Origin of the sequence: Marinomonas sp. S3726 (assembly GCF_000967665.1) — a bacterium.
In the GTDB taxonomy this organism is placed as follows: Bacteria; Pseudomonadota; Gammaproteobacteria; order Pseudomonadales; family Marinomonadaceae; genus Marinomonas.
This window is the reverse complement of sequence record NZ_JXYC01000043.1, coordinates 19,973-40,075: the sequence shown is the minus strand read 5'-3', so window position 1 is coordinate 40,075 and position 20,103 is coordinate 19,973. Positions and strand designations below refer to the sequence as shown.

The following is a 20,103-nucleotide window of genomic DNA, read 5'->3' as shown; positions in this document are numbered from 1 at the left end:
AGTTACCTTTTTGTTATTATTCAGTGCTCACCTTACTCGGACGATTTACTATGCTACTAAATAGCTCATTTTGCTGCTTTTTTGTCGCTGATAGTGAGATAAGTATGGCCCACTTTTTGATTTGTTCTAAGCCTATCATGACAATGGCTTCACGAATGTCTGTGATTTTTCTTGGTAGACCACTGATCGGATTGTTTAAAATTCTAAGTAATTGATAAGTTATATAAGGATTATCATTGATGAGTTTAGCAACATTATCAAGATTAGCTTTATCATCTCTTAATTCAGACACAATTTTTTTCGCGGTTAAAATTTCTGCACTTGGTCCTTTTTTATCCACTTTTTGTATGGCTTTAAAATAATCACCTTGAAAGTGTGTTGCCCCAAGATGCTTACATGCTTCATAGGTTTTTTTGTCATTTACCTTACGAACAATGATCTGACGTTCTAAATTCTTAAGAGGTTCTAGTTTCTGTTTATTGTTTATTAATTTAACCGCATCCATTTTGATCATATGGATAAAAGGCAAAATATGGCTGTAATCGATATCGAAACGAAAGCCACTTAAAATGAAACGGTAGCCTGCTTGGTACTATTTTCTTAAGGCTTCAATTGATGAGCGAGTAATTGCGGTATTACCTGGTAGCTCAATGTAGATAAGATGCGCTGCAATAGGAAAGTGGATATCAGACATTAAAATCGCGCTGGTTAATCTGATCGATAGGGGCGTATTAAACTCATCTTTTAGCTCACTTACGCCTATGCAAATGTGAGCTAACTTTTGGTTTATTGCATCCTTTGAGCCTTCATAACCTGGCGTGCCTGGTTTACGTTGGAAAATTAGCTCTGTATGAGCGGTATTCCCTTCGGCATCAATAATGGGCTGATGCGCCATCATTAACTTGGTTAAAGCAGAGGATGTTTCTGACATTAGAAGTCCTTTTTTGTCGCCTATTAAAATTAGAATACCATAAGTTTTATCAAGAGGTTTTATTCTTGCATGCAGCTAGTGGTTTGAAGAGGCGGTATTTTTTAAAACTAATTCAGATAAATCTATCTACTGATTATTGTTTAATGCTTGTTTTAATTAATTAATAAAAGGAAATGATTGATGCTAAATTTTATTGACACAGGTTTTTATCCTACCTAAAATGCTTAACACTTTTGGGGCCTTAGCTCAGCTGGGAGAGCGCAACGCTGGCAGCGTTGAGGTCAGGAGTTCGATCCTCCTAGGCTCCACCAAATTCTGTTATTACCTAATATTGTTTTCAATATTAGGTAAACGAAAAAAGCCTCGTTGATACGAGGCTTTTTTGTTTCTGGCGATTTTTTGCTTTAGCAAGCTCTTGCTTATTCCCTAGGGTAGTAGTTGCATTAGTCCTAATTGTACTAGTTGCTGCTTTTGAGGCTCAGTTAAACTTGCTGTCATCTTATTAACAAAAACACGGCTTTCTTTTAGATAAGTTAAGTCGTTTTTTAAATTAGCTTCTTCCCAGTCAATTTGATTCGTAATGCTCTTCTCTTTGTTTGGATATGACATACAAAGCGTCATCCAATCTTTATCAAATTGGGTGTTATAAGCTTGCCACTCATTTACTAAGCTTTGCTGCTCACTTGTCAGAGAAAGCTCGTTTAAGTCACTTAATAATAAGTCGCTTTCTTTGAATTCTTCATCATGACCTTGATGCTGGTCCTTATAATCCATGTAACCATCTTCAAAAATAACCAAGCCTTCATCCATTTCAAACTCATCAACGGAGTAATAAAGACACTCTTTTTCTAGTTTGCTTTTACATGCTGAAGGGTTGTCTGGGCTACAAGCATCATTTGCAAATGACATTGGTGCTAATAAAACACCGCCTAGGGTTAAACTTGCTGCAATTAGTTTATTCATCTTAATAAGCTCCTATTTAAATTTTATTTCGCCATGATGAATGCCTTCATGGTCGATGAAGATAAGCTTAGTGAGTAGGGTCTTACTTAAGTCTTGCCTGAATATTAACTTTTGGTAATGAAATAATGACGAAAGCCTTGGTATTCTTAGGCTAGTTAAAAGAATAGGGTGAACAGCGTGAAAGTATTGGTAGTTGAAGACGACCTAGATGTGTCTAAATTTATTTGTACAAGTTTAAAGCAGCTAGGTTACGTGGTTGATGTTTGTCACAGTGGTAAACAAGGGCTACTACAAGCAACAACAGAAACTTATGACGCCATTATTTTGGATCGAATGTTACCTGAGCTTGATGGCATCACTCTTCTTAAAACAATCCGAGCAACAGGGTCTTTAGTCCCCGTTATTCTATTAAGCGCGATGGCAGAGGTTAGCCATAGAGTAGAAGGGCTACAAGCTGGTGCTGATGATTATCTGACTAAACCCTTTGCATTTTCTGAGTTACAGGCTCGTTTAGATGTGATGTTTAGACGAGCTACCCAAGAGCCAAGCGAGCAAACCGTCCTACACTGTGATGACCTAAGTTTGAATCTGCTCACGCAAGAAGCAAAACGTGATGGTGTGACGATTAACTTACAACCTAGAGAATATCGTCTATTAGAGTATTTGCTGAGGCATCAAGACAGGGTTGTTACTCGTACCATGTTGCTTGAGGCTGTGTGGGATTATCATTTTGATCCACAAACGAACGTAATAGATGTTCATATCTCTAGGTTGAGAAATAAAGTTGATAAGCCGTTTGGACACACCTTGATACACACGATTAGAGGGAGAGGCTATGTTGTTAAAGCGGCTTCTTAATCTTGTTAAAAGCTCTAGCTTTCGGTTTTCACTTACCGTCATGGGGACTTTATGGCTCACTTTTGCGCTTATTCTTTTTGCTCTTTATCAAATCGTAAAAACCAGTTTATGGGAAAACGTTGATATTTTATTCGAGCGACAAGAAGCGCAAGTTGAGGCCTTGTTTGAAGATTTTGATAACTTTGAAAACTTAGCCGTTCTTCGTCAAAAGCTGAGAGAAATTGGCGATCAAGCCGGTGTGGAAATTGACTTAACGCTACTGAACCCAATAGAGGATCAAGCCTACATTGATGAAATAGATGCCTATGATGAAGAGGACGATAACTGGTCAGAATGCGCGGCAGAATTTGAGCATTGGATACATCATTTAGAAATGGAAGGTGCTGAGTTTGACCCATCATCGGGCGACTTTATTCTGGCAGAAGATGCCTATTGGGAAGAGTTTGAGGCGGATGATCCTGAGCAATTCCGCATTGCACAACTTGCCTTAGCAGACGGTAATTACGTCACTCTCTCATACAATATTAGTTACCTGAAAGAAGTAGACAGTGTGCTATATAGTGCCTTGATAATCGGTTTGATATTAAGCTTTATCATCCTGTTAGCTGGCACCTTAATTCTTACAAGGCGCACGGTCACTCGTCTTACTGTGATTAATCAAACTTGCGATACTATCATAGAAGGCCAACTAGATGAGAGGATTCCATTAAGTCAGCGCAATGATGATTATGATCATATGGCAAAAAATATTAATGGCATGTTGGATAGAATTGCGAGCCTGATGCAAGGCGTTCAAGAGGTGTCAGATAATATTGCCCATGATATGAGAACGCCACTCACCCATTTACATAATAGACTGGAGTCCTTTTCACCAGATGCATCTCAAGCACAGCTTGCTAAGTTCAAAGAAGAAGCTACACAAGACACAGACAGAATACTCAAGCTTTTTAATGCCTTGTTAAACATTGGCAAGCTTGAAAAGAGTGCTGTTGATATTCCGATGAAGTCGATTAACTTAGCGTCCTTACTGGCCGACATTGCAGAAATGTATGAGCCTTTAGCGCAAGAGAAGGGAATGAAGGTCCAGTTGGATTTACATGATTATCAAGTCGTTGCTAATGGTGACTTGCTCTTTCAGGCATTCTCTAACCTATTTGATAATGCTATTAAATACGGTGCACAAGATACGGATATTAAACTTTGCTGCAAGCCCGGTTTGATCGTATTGCAGGATTCGGGTGCCGGTATAGATGCAGATGATTATGACAAGGTATTTAGGCGCATGTACCGACTAGAAAGGCATAGAGGTAGTAAAGGCCATGGTCTTGGTTTGACTCAAGCACAGGCTATTTTTAACTTCCATCAGTGGCAAATTAGTCTGGCAAATGCGCATCCGGGGCTCAAAATCATTATTCAAACCGAAGCTTAGTGAAACGAGCCAAATAAAGAGAGCTTTCTTTGGGTTAGCTCTCTTTATTTAATATTTCTAACCAAGCTTGATCTGCTTCTGCTTGATAAGTTTGCCAGTCGCCCTTTAGCCAGCGTTGTCTGCCTCTTTCAGCATAAAATAAATGCAACTTGTCACCAAAAAACTCCCATACAGAACCATCTGTATTAATCAAACCTTCACCTAAACTCAAAGCATTTGCACAGTGACCATTGTATCTAGGGGCATACTTGCGCGGGTTCTCGGCAAATTTATCCGCCGATGCTTGGCTAGCAAAACGCCACTCAGCATCTTGCCAATTAACAGTGAAGTGCTCGACACCTTTTGTCGTTGGCGTGCTACCTGTTAAGTCCTCTTGGTAATAACCCAGGGCATCATGCTTGCCTATAGCAATATTATTCCAAAAGCTTGTACTAACAGGTTCGCTAGCAAAGAGGCTATTACAGGTGAGTAATATCAGGCCTAAAAAGAGCTTTTTCATTGTCTTTCCTTACATAAATGAATTGAGTCAGCGCATTAAATATGTCTCAAATCTAGATTAGAAAATACTCATATAGTTCAAAATATTATCTAACCCAACAGAATGACTTCGATGTGATCTAGGTCAGCCTCCCCTTAGACTAATGTCTTATCTGGCCTAGCTTCCTATTTTTCTTTTTAAGTTTTAGTGTTTTAGCCTGATTATTTAAAACTTATTCAGGAAGAGGTGTTTTAAATATTTTGAAAGTTGGCTGTATGACGAACATGAAAAGGATTAATTGCCAATCAAACTCATATATAGGAGCCAAACATTGACCCAATTTCTACGAAATTTCTCAATTAATTTAAGACTTAATAGTCTTGTTTTTTTTCTCTGTCTTGGTTTAGTCGTGGTGCTAGCCATGTCACTTGCATCTTACAAACACTCATTAAATTCAGAAAAAGCCTTAAAAACACGCCATGTCGTGGATCTCGCCCATTCAAGCATTAATTACTTTTATTCATTAGAGCAATCTGGCGAGCTTTCTAGAGCCGAAGCACAAAAACAGGCTAAAGCCTCAATCCGAATGGCTCGTTATGGCGGTACTGAATATTTTTGGATTAATGATTATCAAGCAAATATTGTTTTGCATCCTATAAAGCCTGCTTTAGAAGGCAAGGACTTGAGTAACTTAGAAGATGCAAATGGTAAAAAGCTTTTTACTGAGTTCGTTAATATTGTCAAAGCGCAAAAAGAAGGTTTCGTGAGTTACCTTTGGCCTAAACCTGGTTTTGAAGCTGCGGTGGAGAAGGTTTCCTTTGTAAAAGGTTTTGAGCCTTGGGGCTGGATTGTCGGTTCTGGTATTTACCTTGATGATGTTGAAAGCCAGTTTATTAATGAGCTTCTCACTGTTGGCGGCAGCTCTGGTGTTATTATTATTTTAGGTCTTATTTTATCTATCCTTATCGTGCGTTCTATTACTCAACCTTTGCAAGCCAGTCTAGACGCTCTTGATAATATCTCAGCAGCAGAAGGTGATTTAAAGCATAGGTTGCCAGTTTCAGGCCGTGATCAGTTTACTCATATTGCCGTCGCATTTAATGCTTTCAGTGACAAGATTTCCAGCACCTTAGCTGAGGCAATTCAACTCAATCACAGTGTTTATGAACACAGTAAAGAGTTGAGGAGTGTGGCGGGTAATACCACAGAACTTGCCCAAACTCAGCTCGATACTATTGCTCAAATGACAGTCGCGATAGATGAGGTATCAGAGCAGAAAGAGCAAGTATTGGAGAATAGCCAAGCAACCTATGAGTCTGCCAAGGTAACCCAGGAGCGTACCGAGTTAGGTAAAACCTCGGTTAAACAAACCATGGAATCCTTAGAAATCCTTTCTAGCGAGCTAGACGATGGTGTGCAAACAGTGAGTTTACTTGCACAGGAGTCTCAAAATATTGGGGCCGTGCTGGATGTAATCAGTGGTATTGCAGAACAAACCAACTTATTAGCATTAAATGCTGCCATTGAAGCGGCTAGGGCGGGCGAACAAGGTCGAGGTTTTGCAGTGGTTGCTGATGAAGTCCGAGGCTTAGCGAGTCGAACTCAAAGCTCGACAGATGAAATACAAGGCATGATAAATCGTTTGCAAGCGGGCGCGAAAGAAGCCGAAAGTAAAATCAATTCAAGCCATGAATACTCTAAGCGAACAACACAAGACATTACTCAAACGGATCAGGCATTAGCTGATATTGCGCAATCGGTTACCGCAATTAGCCAAGCCAGTGATGTGATAACTGAGAGCATTAATAATCAGCATCAAGCTGTGACACATTTAAATAACTTAACCCAAGATATCTCAAAACTGGCGGATCAAAGTAATGATGAAATCGTCACAACTCGTCAATCAAGCGAGTCTTTAGCTAATACCACGTTAAAAATGAAGGAACTGATGTCTAGTTTTAATATTTAACCCCAAGCGAGAAGAGCCTCGCTTTCATTTATCCCTCAGTACTACTTTAGGCGTTAAGGTCATCCCCAAGACTTTAGCGCTTTTTTTTGCACTCACTCTAATAGTAAGCTCTTATACTTATCCAAGTTCACAAGTATTTATGGGCCTTCTTTTTGACAAGCTGGTATGCTTTAACTATTTGCTTTTCATCTAAATTTTTGCATCGAACTGGGCTTGGGTTTATATATGTTTCATCTTTATACGGGTAATCGCTTAGAAGATCTATCAAGCATTTTAGCGCGTATTTTATCCTTATCTTTGCCAGAAAGTCCTTTCGCTAAAGAGCACATATTGGTGCAGAGTCCTGGCATGGCTCAATGGCTCAAAATGCAGTTAGCCCAAGAGCAGGGAATTGCGGCAGGCTATGAATTTCCTCTACCTTCTACGTTTGTTTGGCGCTGCTTTCAGCAAGCCTTACAAGATATACCGGGACAAAGCGAATTTAATAAACCCTTTTTAGTTTGGCGCTTAATGCGTCTACTAGACAATAGGTTAGAAGAGGTCGAGTTTCAGCAACTTGCTTGGTACTTGGCTGAAGATGACAGCCAGCTAAGACGTTTTCAATTATGTTCTAGCATTGCTGATATCTATGACCAATATCTTGTTTATCGTCCTGATTGGATCGCTGCTTGGGAAGAAGGTAATCAAGCCAAAGACTTACCAAAAAGCAAGGATCAAGATCAAGCTTGGCAATCTATCTTATGGCGTGACCTCGTTGCCGATGTTGCTTCCTATGACCAATCTTTGTATCACAGAGCCAATTTACTCGAAGCCTTAGAAGAAGTTGTTCGCTCTAAGCCTAAACCACCTGCTATTCCGCAACGAGTCTATATTTTTGGTGTATCGGCTCTGCCACCTAATACCTTGCAATCCCTTCGCTTATTAGCTGAAAGTAATTGGATAGATATGCATCTATTTTTGCAGAACCCTTGCCAGTATTATTGGGGCGATATTGTTGATAAGAACTATCTGGGTAGAGTGCTGAATAAACAGGCGAATAAACCCGGCTTGAATCAGGACACATTGCACCTAGATGCCAACCCATTATTAGCGTCTTGGGGACGCCTTGGTCGAGACTATATTGGTGAGTTGCAAGCTTTTGCGAATCAACAGTTAGAGGTGTTTGAAAGCTATTGTGATGATGGCACTCAAGCTTCTCTATTGAATCGGATACAACAAGATGTGTTAGAGCTGAATAATCACGGTGCTTTAGAAGAGAGAAGTTTAAACAGTTCAGACTCTCACTATAAATATCCTATTGCGAACGATGATAATAGTGTAGCGGTTCAAGTTTGCCATAGCGCGTTGCGAGAAGTTGAGGTGCTGCATGATAGTTTGCTGACCTTGTTTGAAAAGAACCCTCACCTTACGCCTAAAGATGTCATTGTGATGCTGCCTGATGTGAACCAGTACAGTCCTTTTGTGCAGGCTGTATTTGGTCAGGCCCCACAACAGCAATCTATTCCATACTCTTTGATAGACCAAGCAGCTGGGATGGAAAACCCAGTGGTTGATGCCTATGTCACCTTACTTAGCTTGGCCGATAGCCGCTTTACCCTATCTGAACTTGTGAGTGTATTAGAGGTACCTGCTGTATTGGCGCGCTTTGGGATACAAGTGCATCAAGTGGAACGAATTCGTCAATGGTGTAGTGAGGTTGGTATTCGCTGGGGGTTGGATGAGTCAACCGCGACAGATTTAGACTTACCCAGCCAAGCGCATAATACTTGGCAAAATGGATTAGACCGTATGTTGTTGGGCTACGCCATGGGCAATGACAATATTTGGCAGTCCCTGTTAAGTTATGGCGAAGTAGAAGGCTTAGAGGCTGAGTTAGCAGGCCAATTAGCCGCATTTTTAGAGGCTATTCGTGAAACTCAGCAGGCACTTTTACTGGATAAGAAACCTAGTGATTGGGTGAGTTTTTTATATCAAGTAAGTGATCGCTTTTTTACCCTTGATGAAGATGATGCCTTTCCGCCTATGTTAAGTAAGCATATGGAGGCAATCTGTGAAGAATGGCAGCATGCTCAATTTGATCAAACCATAGATGTGAATGTACTAAAGCAATTACTGATTCCAAGGTTGCAAGAAGCACAGGGCAGTCAGCGATTCTTAGCGGGTAAAGTGAATTTCTGCACCTTAATGCCAATGCGTTCTGTGCCATTCAAGGTGGTTTGTCTTTTAGGGCTAAACGAAGGCGCTTACCCTAGGTCTATGGTGCCAATGGGCTTTGATTTAATGGTGGGAGATTATCGTAGTGGTGATCGTAGCCGTCGAGAAGATGATAAATACTTATTTTTAGAAGCGCTAATGTCAGCGCGAGAGCATCTCTATATTAGTTATGTTGGTCGCAGTGTGAAGGATAATAGTGAGCTTAATCCTTCTATTTTAGTGAGTGAGTTGGTTGATTACATCGCCCAAAGCTGCGTTTTAGAAAAAGACATAAAAGTTCCAGTAGAAGAAGGCCAAGCCGCACTGCTTGAAAAACTTGTACAAGAACATAAATTACAGCCTTTTCATCAAGGGTATTACTCAAATAAAGAAGCCTTTAGCGGTCAGCTTAAAAGCTATGATGCTTCCTGGTTAGATGCTGTGAATGTGACTAAGCAGAAAACGGAGTTGAAAACTTTGCCTTTGTTACAGGCAATAGAAGATCAGCAACATCAGCTTGAGCTTAACCAGTTGATACGTTTTTACCTCAATCCTGCGCGCTATTTTATGCAACATAGGCTCAAGGCTTACCTTAAATTGCAGGAAATTGAAGAAAATGAAGACGAGCCATTTAATCTAGATGCTTTAACTCGTTACCAACTCAAAGAAGAGTTACTGATAGCGATTCAAGAAGATACATTAGAAAGTTTTATTGCCAAATTGAAGTTGTCTGGTAAATATCCTTATGGCGCATTTGGCGATATGGAAGTTAACGACTTGGTTAAGCAAAGCCGCATTATGGCGCTCAACATCAATGAATATGCCCAACAAAAATTAGACGCCATTAATATTGATTTACAGCTTGAAGAAGGCCGAGTGCAGTCATGGTTGGAGCTGGCTAATCGTCAGCTGTATTTGGTCTATCACTTAGGTCAACTTAGCCCTGGTAAGAAAATACAGGCGTGGCTATCTCATTTGGCGTTATGTGCTCAAGGTGAACAGATTGAAACTCACATCTTAAGCTTTAAGAATGCAAAATCTAATCAAGTCATTACTCATGTGTTTGAAACCTTATCAGTTGAATCCGCTACTGACTATTTAAGCCAGTACCTCACCTATTTTAGGTTAGGAGATCGTCAGCCTTTAGTGATACCGGCTAGAACCTCTGATGCTTGGTGTGCCGCCTATCTGAATGATAAAAACCAAGATAACGAAGAGGAAGCGGCTTGGCAGATGGCACTTAAAACCTATAACGATGACTTTAATGATTTTTCCGACGGTAAGGATCCCTATTGGCAGCGTTTCTTTGCTGATCTAGCTCTCTATCAAGATGATTTTGTCGAATATGTGAAGGCAACTTGGCTACCTATGAATGAATTATTAAAGGTGAAAACAGATGAGCAATAAAGCAGTGTTACAAGATGCACTGCCTTTAGATGCTTTGCATTTTCCTTTGTATGGTAAGCGATTGATTGAAGCCAGCGCTGGGACAGGTAAAACCTATACCATAGCCAATCTCTATTTAAGAATGCTGCTGCCAGTCTCTTCTGATGCGGACTTTGAAAAGCCTTTAACGGTCGATCAAATTCTTGTCGTAACTTTTACCGAAGCGGCAACCGCAGAACTTAAAGCTAGGATTAGAAACCGTATTCGAGATGCTCGTAAAGCGCTTTTATTAGGGCAGTCTAATGATGTCTTTTTAGCGCAGCTATTAGATTCAATGACAGCTGAAAATATCGCCTCTGGGGTTGAGCGTTTGCTTTATGCTGAAAAGCAAATGGATGAGGCGGCCATCTTCACTATCCATGGTTTTTGCCAAAGAATGCTAAGCCAGAATGCGTTTGAAAGCCGTATGTTGTTCCAACAAGAAATTGAAACGGATGAACAGGCGCCTTTAGCTTTGGCGATTAAAGATGTATGGCGAGCTAATATTTATCCAATGAAAGCGGATGTTGCAGCCTTAGTAAAACCTATTTGGCCAAGTCCAGAAGCCCTGCAAAAAGAGCTTAGTTTGTTGCAAAACCAGCCGGATGCGATTATTCAGGATGGAGGGAAAGATCTGGATCAAGCTCAAGACTTTGACCTTGAGAGCTTGATGTCTAATGCACTGGAAACCATGCATAAGGTTAAGGCTATGTGGCTTGAGCAGGCCGCAAATATTTTGGATGCCTTAACAAATAGCGGTATTAAAGGCACTTTTTGGGGGAAACGCCAAGCAGGTATTCCAGATGTTATTCTTGAATGGGCTCAGTCTGATCAAACGGGTTTACCGAAAGAGCTCGCGAAATTCAGTGGGAAAGAGCATGTTAATCAGTTAAAGAAAAATGGTGCCCAGCCAAATCATGCTTTTTTTGAATTAGTGACAAGCCTTTTTGAGTCCTATCCAAGTGTCGATAAAATTAAACCGTCTTTGATGGCTTATTTATGGCAGCAAACTCAAACACGGCTGTTTAATTGGAAGCAGCAAACTCAGAAGCTAACCTTTACGGATTTACTGACCAACCTAGATGAAGCGCTTAGTCTCCCTGGTCAAGAAGAAGGAGCTGAGAATGCATTGGCATTAAGAATACGCCAGCTCTATCCCTTAGCCATGATAGATGAGTTCCAAGACACGGACCCTGTGCAATATCGGATTTTTAGCCAGATCTATCAACCCGCAAGTCAAGATGAAAATAGCCTAGGCCTTATTATGATAGGTGACCCAAAACAGGCTATTTATGCCTTTCGAGGGGCTGATATCTACACCTATTTGGCGGCTAAGCAAGAAGTTGATGCGATTTATTCTTTGGCAACAAACTATCGGTCTTCTGCCGCTATGATCCAATCAGTTAATGCTTTGTTTGCTGCTCAGGCTAACCCTTTTCTGGTAGATGGAATTCCCTTTGTTGAGGTGCAAGACAGACAAACTCCAGGTGAGTTTTATCGTCATGATCAGCTTGAAAAAGCGGTGCAGTTTTTATTGCCAGAAGAGGCTTATAGTGATGATGGGATAGTAACGAGCGCCCAATATCAGATACAAATGGCAGATCTAACCGCCGAACATATTTGTAAAACCCTTATTCAAGCTCAGCAAGGTGAGGCGTTAATTTTAGGCCAAGCGGTTCGTTCTGGTGATATTGCTGTTTTGGTATCAGGTTATCGCCAAGCCCAGTTAATGAAGGCGGCCTTAAGTGAGCGTGGTGTTGCCAGTGTTTACCTAAGTGATAGGGGGTCGGTGTTTGCCAGTACTGAAGCAAGAGAGTTGCTGTTAGTGCTCAATGCCATATTAAGTCAAGGTAAAGAGTCTGCCATACGATCTGCTTTGGCAACGAACCTATTAGGTTGGCAAGTGGATGAATTAGATCAGCTTAACCAAAATGATGTCTTGTATGAAACTTGGGTAGATAGGTTTAAAGACTATTTTGAAATTTGGCATAAAGATGGGGTGCTCCCCATGATTAGAGCCATGATACAAACCTTAGAGCTTGCTCCGAAACTATTAACAGGAATGCAAGGTGAGCGCCGCTTAACTGATCTCTTACACCTTGGTGAAAAACTACAGCAAAAAGCGAAAGAGTTAGAGTCAAAAGAAGGTCTTATTCGCTATCTCACGTTAGCGATTCAAGCACCCAATGGTGATAGTGATGAACAGAAAATACGCTTAGAAAGTGATGATGAGTTGGTCCGTATTATTACCATACATAAGAGTAAGGGCCTTGAATATCCCATAGTGTATCTGCCTTTTGCTTTTACACCTTTTAGAAATAATGGCAAATATGCCTTATATCATGATGATGAGCATCAACTAAATTATGCTCCTGTGCCAGACGAGAATCAGTTAGAGCAACATGAAACAGAGCTCTATGCAGGTGAGATTCGACTTGCCTATGTGGCGCTGACTCGTGCTCGTGAAGCCTGTTATATCGGCTGTGCACAAGTCGGTAAAGCGGCGACTAAATCGAAAGAGGCTGAGTTGTCACTGCATCTAAGTGGTATAGGGTCTTTAATTTGCCATGGCAAACCTATCGAACTTGGTGAACTTGAAACTAAACTTCAAGCGCTAACGAGTGAGAGTGACAGAATGGGCCAGTCACTTTTAGTGTCTGAGAAGAGTCTATTGCTTAATCTAAGCCAAGGCAGCAAAGAAGAGTCAGTTACGGCGCAAACTTTTACTGGTGATATTGAAAAAGACTGGTGGGTAGGGAGCTATTCATCTCTGGTCGTAGAGCAGTCTGCTTTAGCTAAAGAGCAAGAGGCTGAGCACAGTGAGCCAGGTTTAGATGAATTCACTAAAGTAGAGACACTAGAGCAAAACCAAGCTCAGCTTGTTGATGAAATAGCCCAACAGGATCTATTAGTCAGTGATGAAAAGACCTGTTTTACTTTTCCAAAAGGGGCCAAACCAGGCACCTTCTTACATGACTTATTAGAAGGCAATGCACTTATTGGCAGCTTGGAAGAGGTAAGTTTTGCCGATCTTCTAAAGACTCAGTATCAAGGTAAAATGATTGAATACTTCGTTAAGCAGGGTTATGAGGATTGGCAAGACGTCTTGTTCTCTTGGCTGGAGGATATTTTAGCGACATCTTTATACCCCAATGTGAGCTTAAAACAATTAAGTCCGCAACAGTGTCTAAAGGAAATGGAATTCTTCTTACCTGTAGCTGGTTTTAATGCCAGAACGCTGGATCAAATTGCTAGACAGTATGACCCCGTCTCCCTACATGCCCCAGCCATTCAAGAAAGGTCTTTAAAGGGAATGCTAAAGGGCTTTATTGATCTCTTGTTTGAACATGAGGGCAAGTATTATGTTCTCGACTATAAATCAAACCACATAGGTATGGCGTACGAGGATTATCAAGCGGAGCATATGGCTCACGCTATAGCAGAGCACAGGTATGACTTGCAGTATCAGCTCTATACGCTTGCTCTACACAGGCTCTTGGCCCAGCGCCTGCCAGATTACGATTATGATAAGCACATCGGTGGTGTTTGTTATTTATTTTTACGTGGTATGAAAGCTAAAGATGATAAAGGTGAAGTAGGTAGCAATACGGGAGTATTTACCACTCGATTAAGCCGTGAGCATGTTTATGCGCTTGATAATATGTTGAATGAAACCAATGAGGAGGTTCCCCAAATTGAACTCTTCTAAGCAAAATACCTCAGTAGCCACACAAATGAGTCTCACTTTAGAAAGCGAGAGAAGCTTGGTGCTAGAGAGTGATCGTCTCGTGTTAGATAGCGCGAATCACTCGAAAGACAGCTTCTTTCAGCAAATCTCCCATTGGCCTGAGCTAGGTTTGATAAGAAGACTAGATCTTCATACTAGTTTAAGGTTGGCTAGCCATTGCCAAGAAACAAGAGCGAGTGTGCTATTAGCAAGTTTGATCGCCAGCTTTTATTTAGGCCAAGGACATAGCTGTTTACCTTTAGATAAATTGTATTCTGGCCCTTTTCAAGCGATTACGTCTAAACAGTGGGCTGCTTGTTTATTGGCTTTGGGGATAAATTCTTATCAGGAGTTATTGTCTGACTTGATGGACTCGCCTTTAGTTGAGGTGAAAGAATCATCTCATGGTCAGCAAGGTACACTGGTAACTAAACCCTATGTACTACAAGATAATCGCCTGTATTTAGCTCGTTATTATGGGTTTGAGTCTCAAGTCGTTAATTATATTCGCCAAGCTCAAGGCCAAGCCAATTACGAATTTGAGGCTAGCTGGCTAGCTCAATTATTCCCTGATGATCTACCTCAACAAGAAAGCATCGATTGGCAGAAAATTGCAGTTGCCAATGCAGGGTTACAAAGCTTTGCTGTGATTAGTGGTGGTCCTGGAACGGGTAAAACAACCACAGTCACCAAGCTTTTACTTTTGTTAGCCCTGCAGACTCATTCAAAAGAAAAAGGATTAACCATAGAGCTTGCTGCACCAACAGGTAAAGCGGCGGCACGCTTGACTCAATCTATTATTCAAGCCAAAGCTAAGTTAAGGGAAAGTACCGAGTTCCCTGAGAATGTCTTTGATCTAATACCTGAGCAAGCTTCTACCTTGCACCGTTTACTAGGCAGCGAATACGGACGCTCTGGTTTTAGGCATAACCATAAGAACCCTTTACATCTTGATATCTTGCTGGTGGATGAAGCTTCTATGGTCGACCTCCCTATGATGGCTAAGTTATTAGATGCTCTGCCTGCGAAAGCAAGATTGATTCTATTAGGTGATAAAGATCAGCTTGCCTCTGTTGAAGCGGGGAGTGTATTGGCCGACCTAACTCATGGTATTGAACCTGTAAGCTTAGCGCCTGAGTGGGCCAAGGTTTTAGAGCCGCTAAGTGAAACAGATCTAAGTAGTGTGGTTTCGTTAGATACACGCATAGATTTTCCTATTCGTCAGAACTTGTCTCTGTTAGCGAAAAGTTATCGTTTTCACCAAGATAGCGGCATAGGACATTTAGCCGGCGCTGTGAATAGAGGTGATGTGAATAGCAGTTTTTCTATTCTTGGGGGGGCGGGGGCAAGCTACCCAGACCTTTATTGGCACAAACTAGATCAAGAGGAGCAAGCATTAGATATCGCGACTTTGGCCAGAGGGTATGACGCATATTGGCGAGCGGTTAAACAAGCTTTGCAAGGAGAAATCTGCGTAAGTGCTTTATTTGAGGAGTTTGCTAACTATCAAATTTTATCGGCTGTACGAACGGGAGAATATGGGGTTGAGCAGCTGAATCAAATCTTACAGGACTTTTTCTATCAAAGGGGGCGAATGATCAACCCACTTGCTTGGTATCCTGGAAAAGCCATCATCATCACTCGTAATGATGCGAGTTTAGGTTTGTTTAACGGTGATATTGGCATTTGCTTACCTGATGTGGATGATAAAGAGCGTATGCGGGTATGGTTTGAATTGCCTGATGGAAGTTTGAAAGCCTATTTACCAAGCCGTTTAAGTGAAAATGAAGCGGTATTTGTGATGACAGTACATAAATCACAAGGTTCAGAGTTTAAGCGTGTTGAATTAGTCTTACCCCCCTATGAAAGCCCTGTTATTACCAAAGAGCTAATTTATACGGGTATTACTCGGGCTAAGTCTTTCTTTAGTTTGTGGGCGACACCTGATTCCATGCGAGCAGGTATTTCGACTCAAGTCGCACGTTATTCTGGATTAATAGATAAACTTTGGTGTCATTAAAGTGTCATAAGTTGCTGTTATCAAAAAGGTGGTAATCTAAGACTTGATTCTAAGATTAGAACCCCAATATTCAGTATTTAAGCTTTACCCTAAATTGAGTAATTTTTGATTAGAAAGTTTTGTGTTAGGGTAGGCGCACATTTGTCGTGACTGAGTAGGAATAATGGCTAAAGAGATTGTTTTAACAGGAATTACCACTAGTGGTACACCGCATTTAGGTAACTATGTCGGTGCAGTTCGTCCCGCAATTGAAGCAAGTTTAGATGAAAATAATGAATCATATTTTTTTCTAGCTGACTATCATGCTTTGATAAAATGTCAGGATCCAGAGCGAGTAAAAAGCTCTCGTAAAGAAATTGCAGCAACCTGGCTAGCGTGTGGACTTGATCCTGAAAAGGTGTGTTTTTACCGTCAATCAGATATTCCAGAAATAGCCGAATTAAATTGGTTACTTACTTGTGTAACTGCAAAAGGATTGATGAATCGCGCTCATGCTTATAAAGGGGCGGTTGATGTAAATGTGAATGCTGAACAAGATGCTGACCTTGGTATTACCATGGGATTATTTTGTTACCCTGTACTTATGTCAGCTGACATCTTAGCATTTAACGCTAACAAGGTGCCTGTGGGTAGAGACCAGATTCAACACATAGAGATGGCACGTGATATCGCGGGTCGTTTGAACCATCTTTATGGACAACAATTAGTTTTACCTGAAGCTGTGGTTGATGATTCAGAAACGGCACTTTTGAAAGGTCTTGATGGCCGTAAAATGAGTAAGAGTTATAATAATACTATTCCTTTGTTTGAAAGTGAGAAGAAGCTGAAAAAAGCAATCAACAAGATTAAGACAAACTTGTTGGAGCCTGGTGAAGCGAAAGACCCTAATGACTCAACTGTGTTTGATATCTACCGAGCGTTTGCAACGGCAGAACAAACAGCAGAAATGCATCAGAAGTTTTTAGATGGCATAGCTTGGGGTGAAGCGAAGAAAGAATTATTTGCCCTAGTGAATGAAGAGCTAGGTGAAGCACGTGAAAAATACAATGCGCTTATGGCAGCACCAAACGATGTAGAAGACATTCTGCAGGCTGGTGCCGCGAAAGCCCGTAGTCGTGCTCAATCAATTGTAACGCCATTGAGAGAATCAATGGGGTTAGTGAAGTTTAGTTAAGTTGGAGTATAGAAAATGAAAACGAGTGTTTATGCTGTCCTTATGGCATTTGTACTAGCTATCGGTTTCGGTGGTTTTAGTGCAGAGGTTGAGGCCAAAAAATTTGGTGGTGGTAAGAGTTTCGGTAAGAGTTATTCTGTGCCTAAGTCTACGTCGGCTAATAAAGCGGCGACAACGACTAGCTCGGCTGCTAAAAAGAAAAGCGGTCTATTTGGCGGCGGTTTGATGGGTGGTCTTATGGGTGGCTTATTGGCTGGTGGTATTTTCGCTGCATTGATGGGAAGTGGCGCTTTTGATGGATTCGCATTTGGCGATATCCTACTGTTTGCGCTAGTAGGTTTCTTAATCTACAAGTTCTTCATCGCACCAAAACGTCAAGCGGCAGCGGCTGCTGCGGCTAATAATGCTCAGTTCCGTCAAATGCCAGGTGCTGACTCTTTCCAACAAGCACCAACAGCGTCTGCGAACCCGTTTAAGGCTCAAGACCCTGCAATGCAGTTGCCACCTGATTTTAATGAAGCAGCTTTTGTTGCAGAGGCAAAAAATCATTATGCTGCTTTGCAAAAAGCATGGGACGAAAATGATTTTGCAGAAATTTCTGATTATGTGACACCTGAACTACTTGCTATGTTACAAGCTGAACGCGCTAACTATGGTGCTGATAAACCAAAGACAGAGATCATTTCTTTGGATGTAGAGCTTGTTCGTGGTGAATACCAAGGTTCTATCTCGTCTATTACCTTGAAATTCTCTGGATGGATCAAAGAAGGTGAAGATACAAGTGATAGTACTGAGTACTGGCACTTAGAGAAAAACATGTCGCAACAATCTAGCAATTGGACCATTGTTGGTATCCAACAAGATAACTAATTGTTACTTAAAAGTTGAGCTGTGCCATTACAAGTTTACTGGTTTTCAGTATATTGTTAATGGCATAAGTTAATAAAATGATTCAAAACGGAAGTCACTATGTCTGAAATTGCCACATTAAATGACTCTAAAAAAGGCGTTTCTGAAAGCGCCAAAGGTGAGTTACTTCAATACCTTACTTTTAAGCTAATTGATGAAACCTACGGCATTAATGTAATGCAAATTCGTGAGGTTCTAAGATATAGCGAAATTGCACCTGTTCCAGGGGCTCCTTCATATGTAATGGGGATCGTGAACCTACGTGGTAACGTTGTTACTGTTGTTGATTCTCGAGTTCGCTTTGGTTTACCTGATGCGACTATTTCTGATGACACTCGTATCATTATTGTTGAGCATGATAATGAGCAAGTTGGTTTGTTGGTAGATGCGGTACAAGAAGTATTCTATCTATACCAAGGTGAAATCGAACAAAGTCCTAGTGTTGGTAATGACGAAGCGATTATGTTTATTCAAGGTGTTTATCAAAAAGAAGATGAGTTAGTTATCTTACTTGAGCTTGATAGATTCTTTGAAAGTAATGACACGCTAGGTATTGAAGCGCTTTAATAAAGCACTTTTCTAGTACATAAAAAAACCATGCCTAGGCATGGTTTTTTTATGTCTAATGCTTTGTTTAAGCGCGTGGCTTAAATAGGAGTTAGCTTTCCCAGTAACTCTCTTCCAAACTATCTTCTCTTTCAGGTAAACCTCGTGATAGTCGTGGTGCGTTTTGCGCCAGAATCTCATAACTCACTCTGTTGGAATATTTACAGATTTGAGCAAAAGAGGAATAACACAAAAAGTCAGCTCTATGCTTGCTGGAGTTAGGTACAGCAGAGCGGTGGAAGTAGTTAGCAGAGATATCATGTAATAATGCCGAAAGCGCACCATCGCCTGCACCATTGGTATTTTTAATATTTTCTGGGCCACCCATATAAGGGTCAATGTGTGAAAATACTTTTATAGGCGCATGGCAATCTCGGCGCTTCATAGGGCGACTAAACTCGTAAAGGTTAAAGTCTTCTAAGCTATCTGATTTGATTGGGTTGCTTGTTTCGCGAGCTAATTCGGCACTTGTATGGCCGCATAAGTAAAGCCCATGAGGCCCAGCTGTAATCAATACCATATCAACAAAATCAAGAATGTAATCCGCCGCTTGTAGTGGATCATCATAGCCAGTTAAAGCTTCTGCCTCTAACTCATTCATCGCTAAGACATCGACTGAGTTCTCGATTAATGACATGAGTAGATCGCGGTTATCTGTGACTAGGTGTTGTGTTCCTAGTGTTAATACAACAGGTACATTATGTTTATTGGCAGACTCGATTGCCGCCAGCATGGCTTTGTGAATCGGTTTATCTTGATGGCGTACTGGATAAGCACAAGCCACAAAGGCTGCTGCATGAGAAATAATTTCATCAGGGATGTGCTGCTCATTTAGCTCATCCATATCACCTGGCGCTATAGCGAAAGTGCGTTCACCATCTTCAGTGATGAGCGTAATTCCACGGCCAATATCGCCCTCTACACCTTGTAAATGGTTCATATCAACCTTGCTACTGGTATGGCAAATATAGTGATAAGCAGGTGAACCTAATTGAATATTGGCAGACATCACACCCAGTAATACTGACTTGTCATCAGCAAGTACCGAATAGTTATGTAAGGTGTTACCTATGGTGCCACCTGCAAAATGATCCGAGATAGAGCCTTGTGCAACAAGTTCTGCATAAATCTCAGTTGCAGTATCATGATCAACAAGATTGGAAAGACCTTTTGTGATCTTATGTCTTGTTAAAAAATCATCATTTACATTCGCGATAACGTCGACAATGGTTTCATCAAGACCAACCACATAGGTGTCTTTATTAGGTTGTACTTCAGAAGTAGGTAAAGCAGGTTTAGGTTGTGAAACGGGAAAATAATGCTTTAACTTGCGACGACCAGGGAATTTCATGTTCAATATCCAACATAGGGAAAAAAACATTTTATCAAAAAATTGAGCCAAGCTAATATGGCTTATTCTA

14 protein-coding genes and 1 tRNA gene are annotated in these 20,103 nt (G+C 41.0%); 10 read left to right on the top strand and 5 right to left on the bottom strand.

Annotated features, from left to right (window positions below; genetic code table 11):
• Window positions 1-16: 16 nt before the first annotated feature.
• Both TW85_RS24050 and TW85_RS24045 read right to left on the bottom strand, forming a co-directional pair.
• Window positions 17-505 carry an HDOD domain-containing protein gene (locus TW85_RS24050; protein WP_046019679.1) on the bottom strand — a complete coding sequence of 163 codons (489 nt, stop codon included), beginning with the start codon at window positions 503-505 and terminating at the stop codon, window positions 17-19.
• Between the two features lie 87 nt (window positions 506-592).
• Entirely contained in the window at window positions 593-931 is a 339-nt protein-coding gene (locus TW85_RS24045) for a hypothetical protein (RefSeq protein ID WP_046019678.1), read from the bottom strand.
• A gap of 235 nt (window positions 932-1,166) precedes the next feature.
• Here TW85_RS24045 and TW85_RS24040 point away from each other — a divergent pair.
• Window positions 1,167-1,242: transfer RNA gene (locus TW85_RS24040), tRNA-Ala, on the top strand.
• 115 nt (window positions 1,243-1,357) lie between these two features.
• On the opposite strand, the gene TW85_RS24035 is transcribed toward TW85_RS24040, so the two are convergent.
• Window positions 1,358-1,894: a hypothetical protein gene (locus tag TW85_RS24035; RefSeq protein ID WP_046019677.1), complete on the bottom strand. Its 537-nt coding sequence runs from the start codon at window positions 1,892-1,894 to the stop codon at window positions 1,358-1,360.
• A gap of 177 nt (window positions 1,895-2,071) precedes the next feature.
• Here TW85_RS24035 and TW85_RS24030 point away from each other — a divergent pair, with 177 nt between their 5' ends.
• Together TW85_RS24030 and TW85_RS24025 are read left to right on the top strand one after the other, a co-directional pair.
• A complete protein-coding gene (locus tag TW85_RS24030; RefSeq protein WP_046019676.1) occupies window positions 2,072-2,752 on the top strand; it encodes a response regulator transcription factor in 681 nt (226 codons plus the stop codon).
• On the top strand, window positions 2,730-4,181 hold the full coding sequence (locus tag TW85_RS24025) for a HAMP domain-containing sensor histidine kinase (protein ID WP_046019675.1): 1,452 nt from the start codon (window positions 2,730-2,732) through the stop codon (window positions 4,179-4,181). The genes TW85_RS24030 and TW85_RS24025 overlap by 23 nt, the downstream gene beginning before the upstream one ends.
• A 34-nt stretch (window positions 4,182-4,215) precedes the next feature.
• On the opposite strand, the gene TW85_RS24020 is transcribed toward TW85_RS24025, so the two are convergent.
• On the bottom strand, window positions 4,216-4,680 hold the full coding sequence (locus TW85_RS24020; RefSeq protein WP_046019674.1) for a YHS domain-containing (seleno)protein: 465 nt from the start codon (window positions 4,678-4,680) through the stop codon (window positions 4,216-4,218).
• A gap of 400 nt (window positions 4,681-5,080) precedes the next feature.
• Between TW85_RS24020 and TW85_RS24015 the strand changes: the two genes are divergently transcribed.
• The 7 genes from TW85_RS24015 (at window position 5,081) to TW85_RS23985 (ending at window position 18,643) form a co-directional block, all read left to right on the top strand.
• The gene (locus TW85_RS24015; RefSeq protein WP_084616489.1) at window positions 5,081-6,628 is read left to right on the top strand and encodes a methyl-accepting chemotaxis protein; all 1,548 of its coding nucleotides are present in this window, start codon (window positions 5,081-5,083) and stop codon (window positions 6,626-6,628) included.
• Between the two features lie 225 nt (window positions 6,629-6,853).
• Window positions 6,854-10,228, top strand: a complete 3,375-nt coding sequence (recC, locus tag TW85_RS24010) for an exodeoxyribonuclease V subunit gamma (protein ID WP_046019672.1) — start codon at window positions 6,854-6,856, stop codon at window positions 10,226-10,228.
• The gene (recB, locus tag TW85_RS24005) at window positions 10,218-13,955 is read left to right on the top strand and encodes an exodeoxyribonuclease V subunit beta (RefSeq protein ID WP_046019671.1); all 3,738 of its coding nucleotides are present in this window, start codon (window positions 10,218-10,220) and stop codon (window positions 13,953-13,955) included. The genes recC and recB overlap by 11 nt, the downstream gene beginning before the upstream one ends.
• Window positions 13,942-15,993 carry an exodeoxyribonuclease V subunit alpha gene (gene recD, locus TW85_RS24000; RefSeq protein ID WP_052702402.1) on the top strand — a complete coding sequence of 684 codons (2,052 nt, stop codon included), beginning with the start codon at window positions 13,942-13,944 and terminating at the stop codon, window positions 15,991-15,993. Before recB ends, recD begins: the two co-directional genes overlap by 14 nt.
• A gap of 163 nt (window positions 15,994-16,156) precedes the next feature.
• Window positions 16,157-17,167 carry a tryptophan--tRNA ligase gene (trpS, locus tag TW85_RS23995; RefSeq protein ID WP_046019670.1) on the top strand — a complete coding sequence of 337 codons (1,011 nt, stop codon included), beginning with the start codon at window positions 16,157-16,159 and terminating at the stop codon, window positions 17,165-17,167.
• Window positions 17,168-17,182: 15 nt separating this feature from the next.
• Window positions 17,183-18,037, top strand: coding sequence for a Tim44-like domain-containing protein (locus TW85_RS23990; protein ID WP_052702401.1), 855 nt, complete (start codon window positions 17,183-17,185; stop codon window positions 18,035-18,037).
• 99 nt (window positions 18,038-18,136) lie between these two features.
• Window positions 18,137-18,643, top strand: a complete 507-nt coding sequence (locus TW85_RS23985) for a chemotaxis protein CheW (RefSeq protein ID WP_046019669.1) — start codon at window positions 18,137-18,139, stop codon at window positions 18,641-18,643.
• 91 nt (window positions 18,644-18,734) lie between these two features.
• Here TW85_RS23985 and TW85_RS23980 read toward each other — a convergent pair whose 3' ends face one another.
• A complete protein-coding gene (locus TW85_RS23980; protein WP_046019668.1) occupies window positions 18,735-20,033 on the bottom strand; it encodes an inosine/guanosine kinase in 1,299 nt (432 codons plus the stop codon).
• Window positions 20,034-20,103 lie beyond the last annotated feature (70 nt).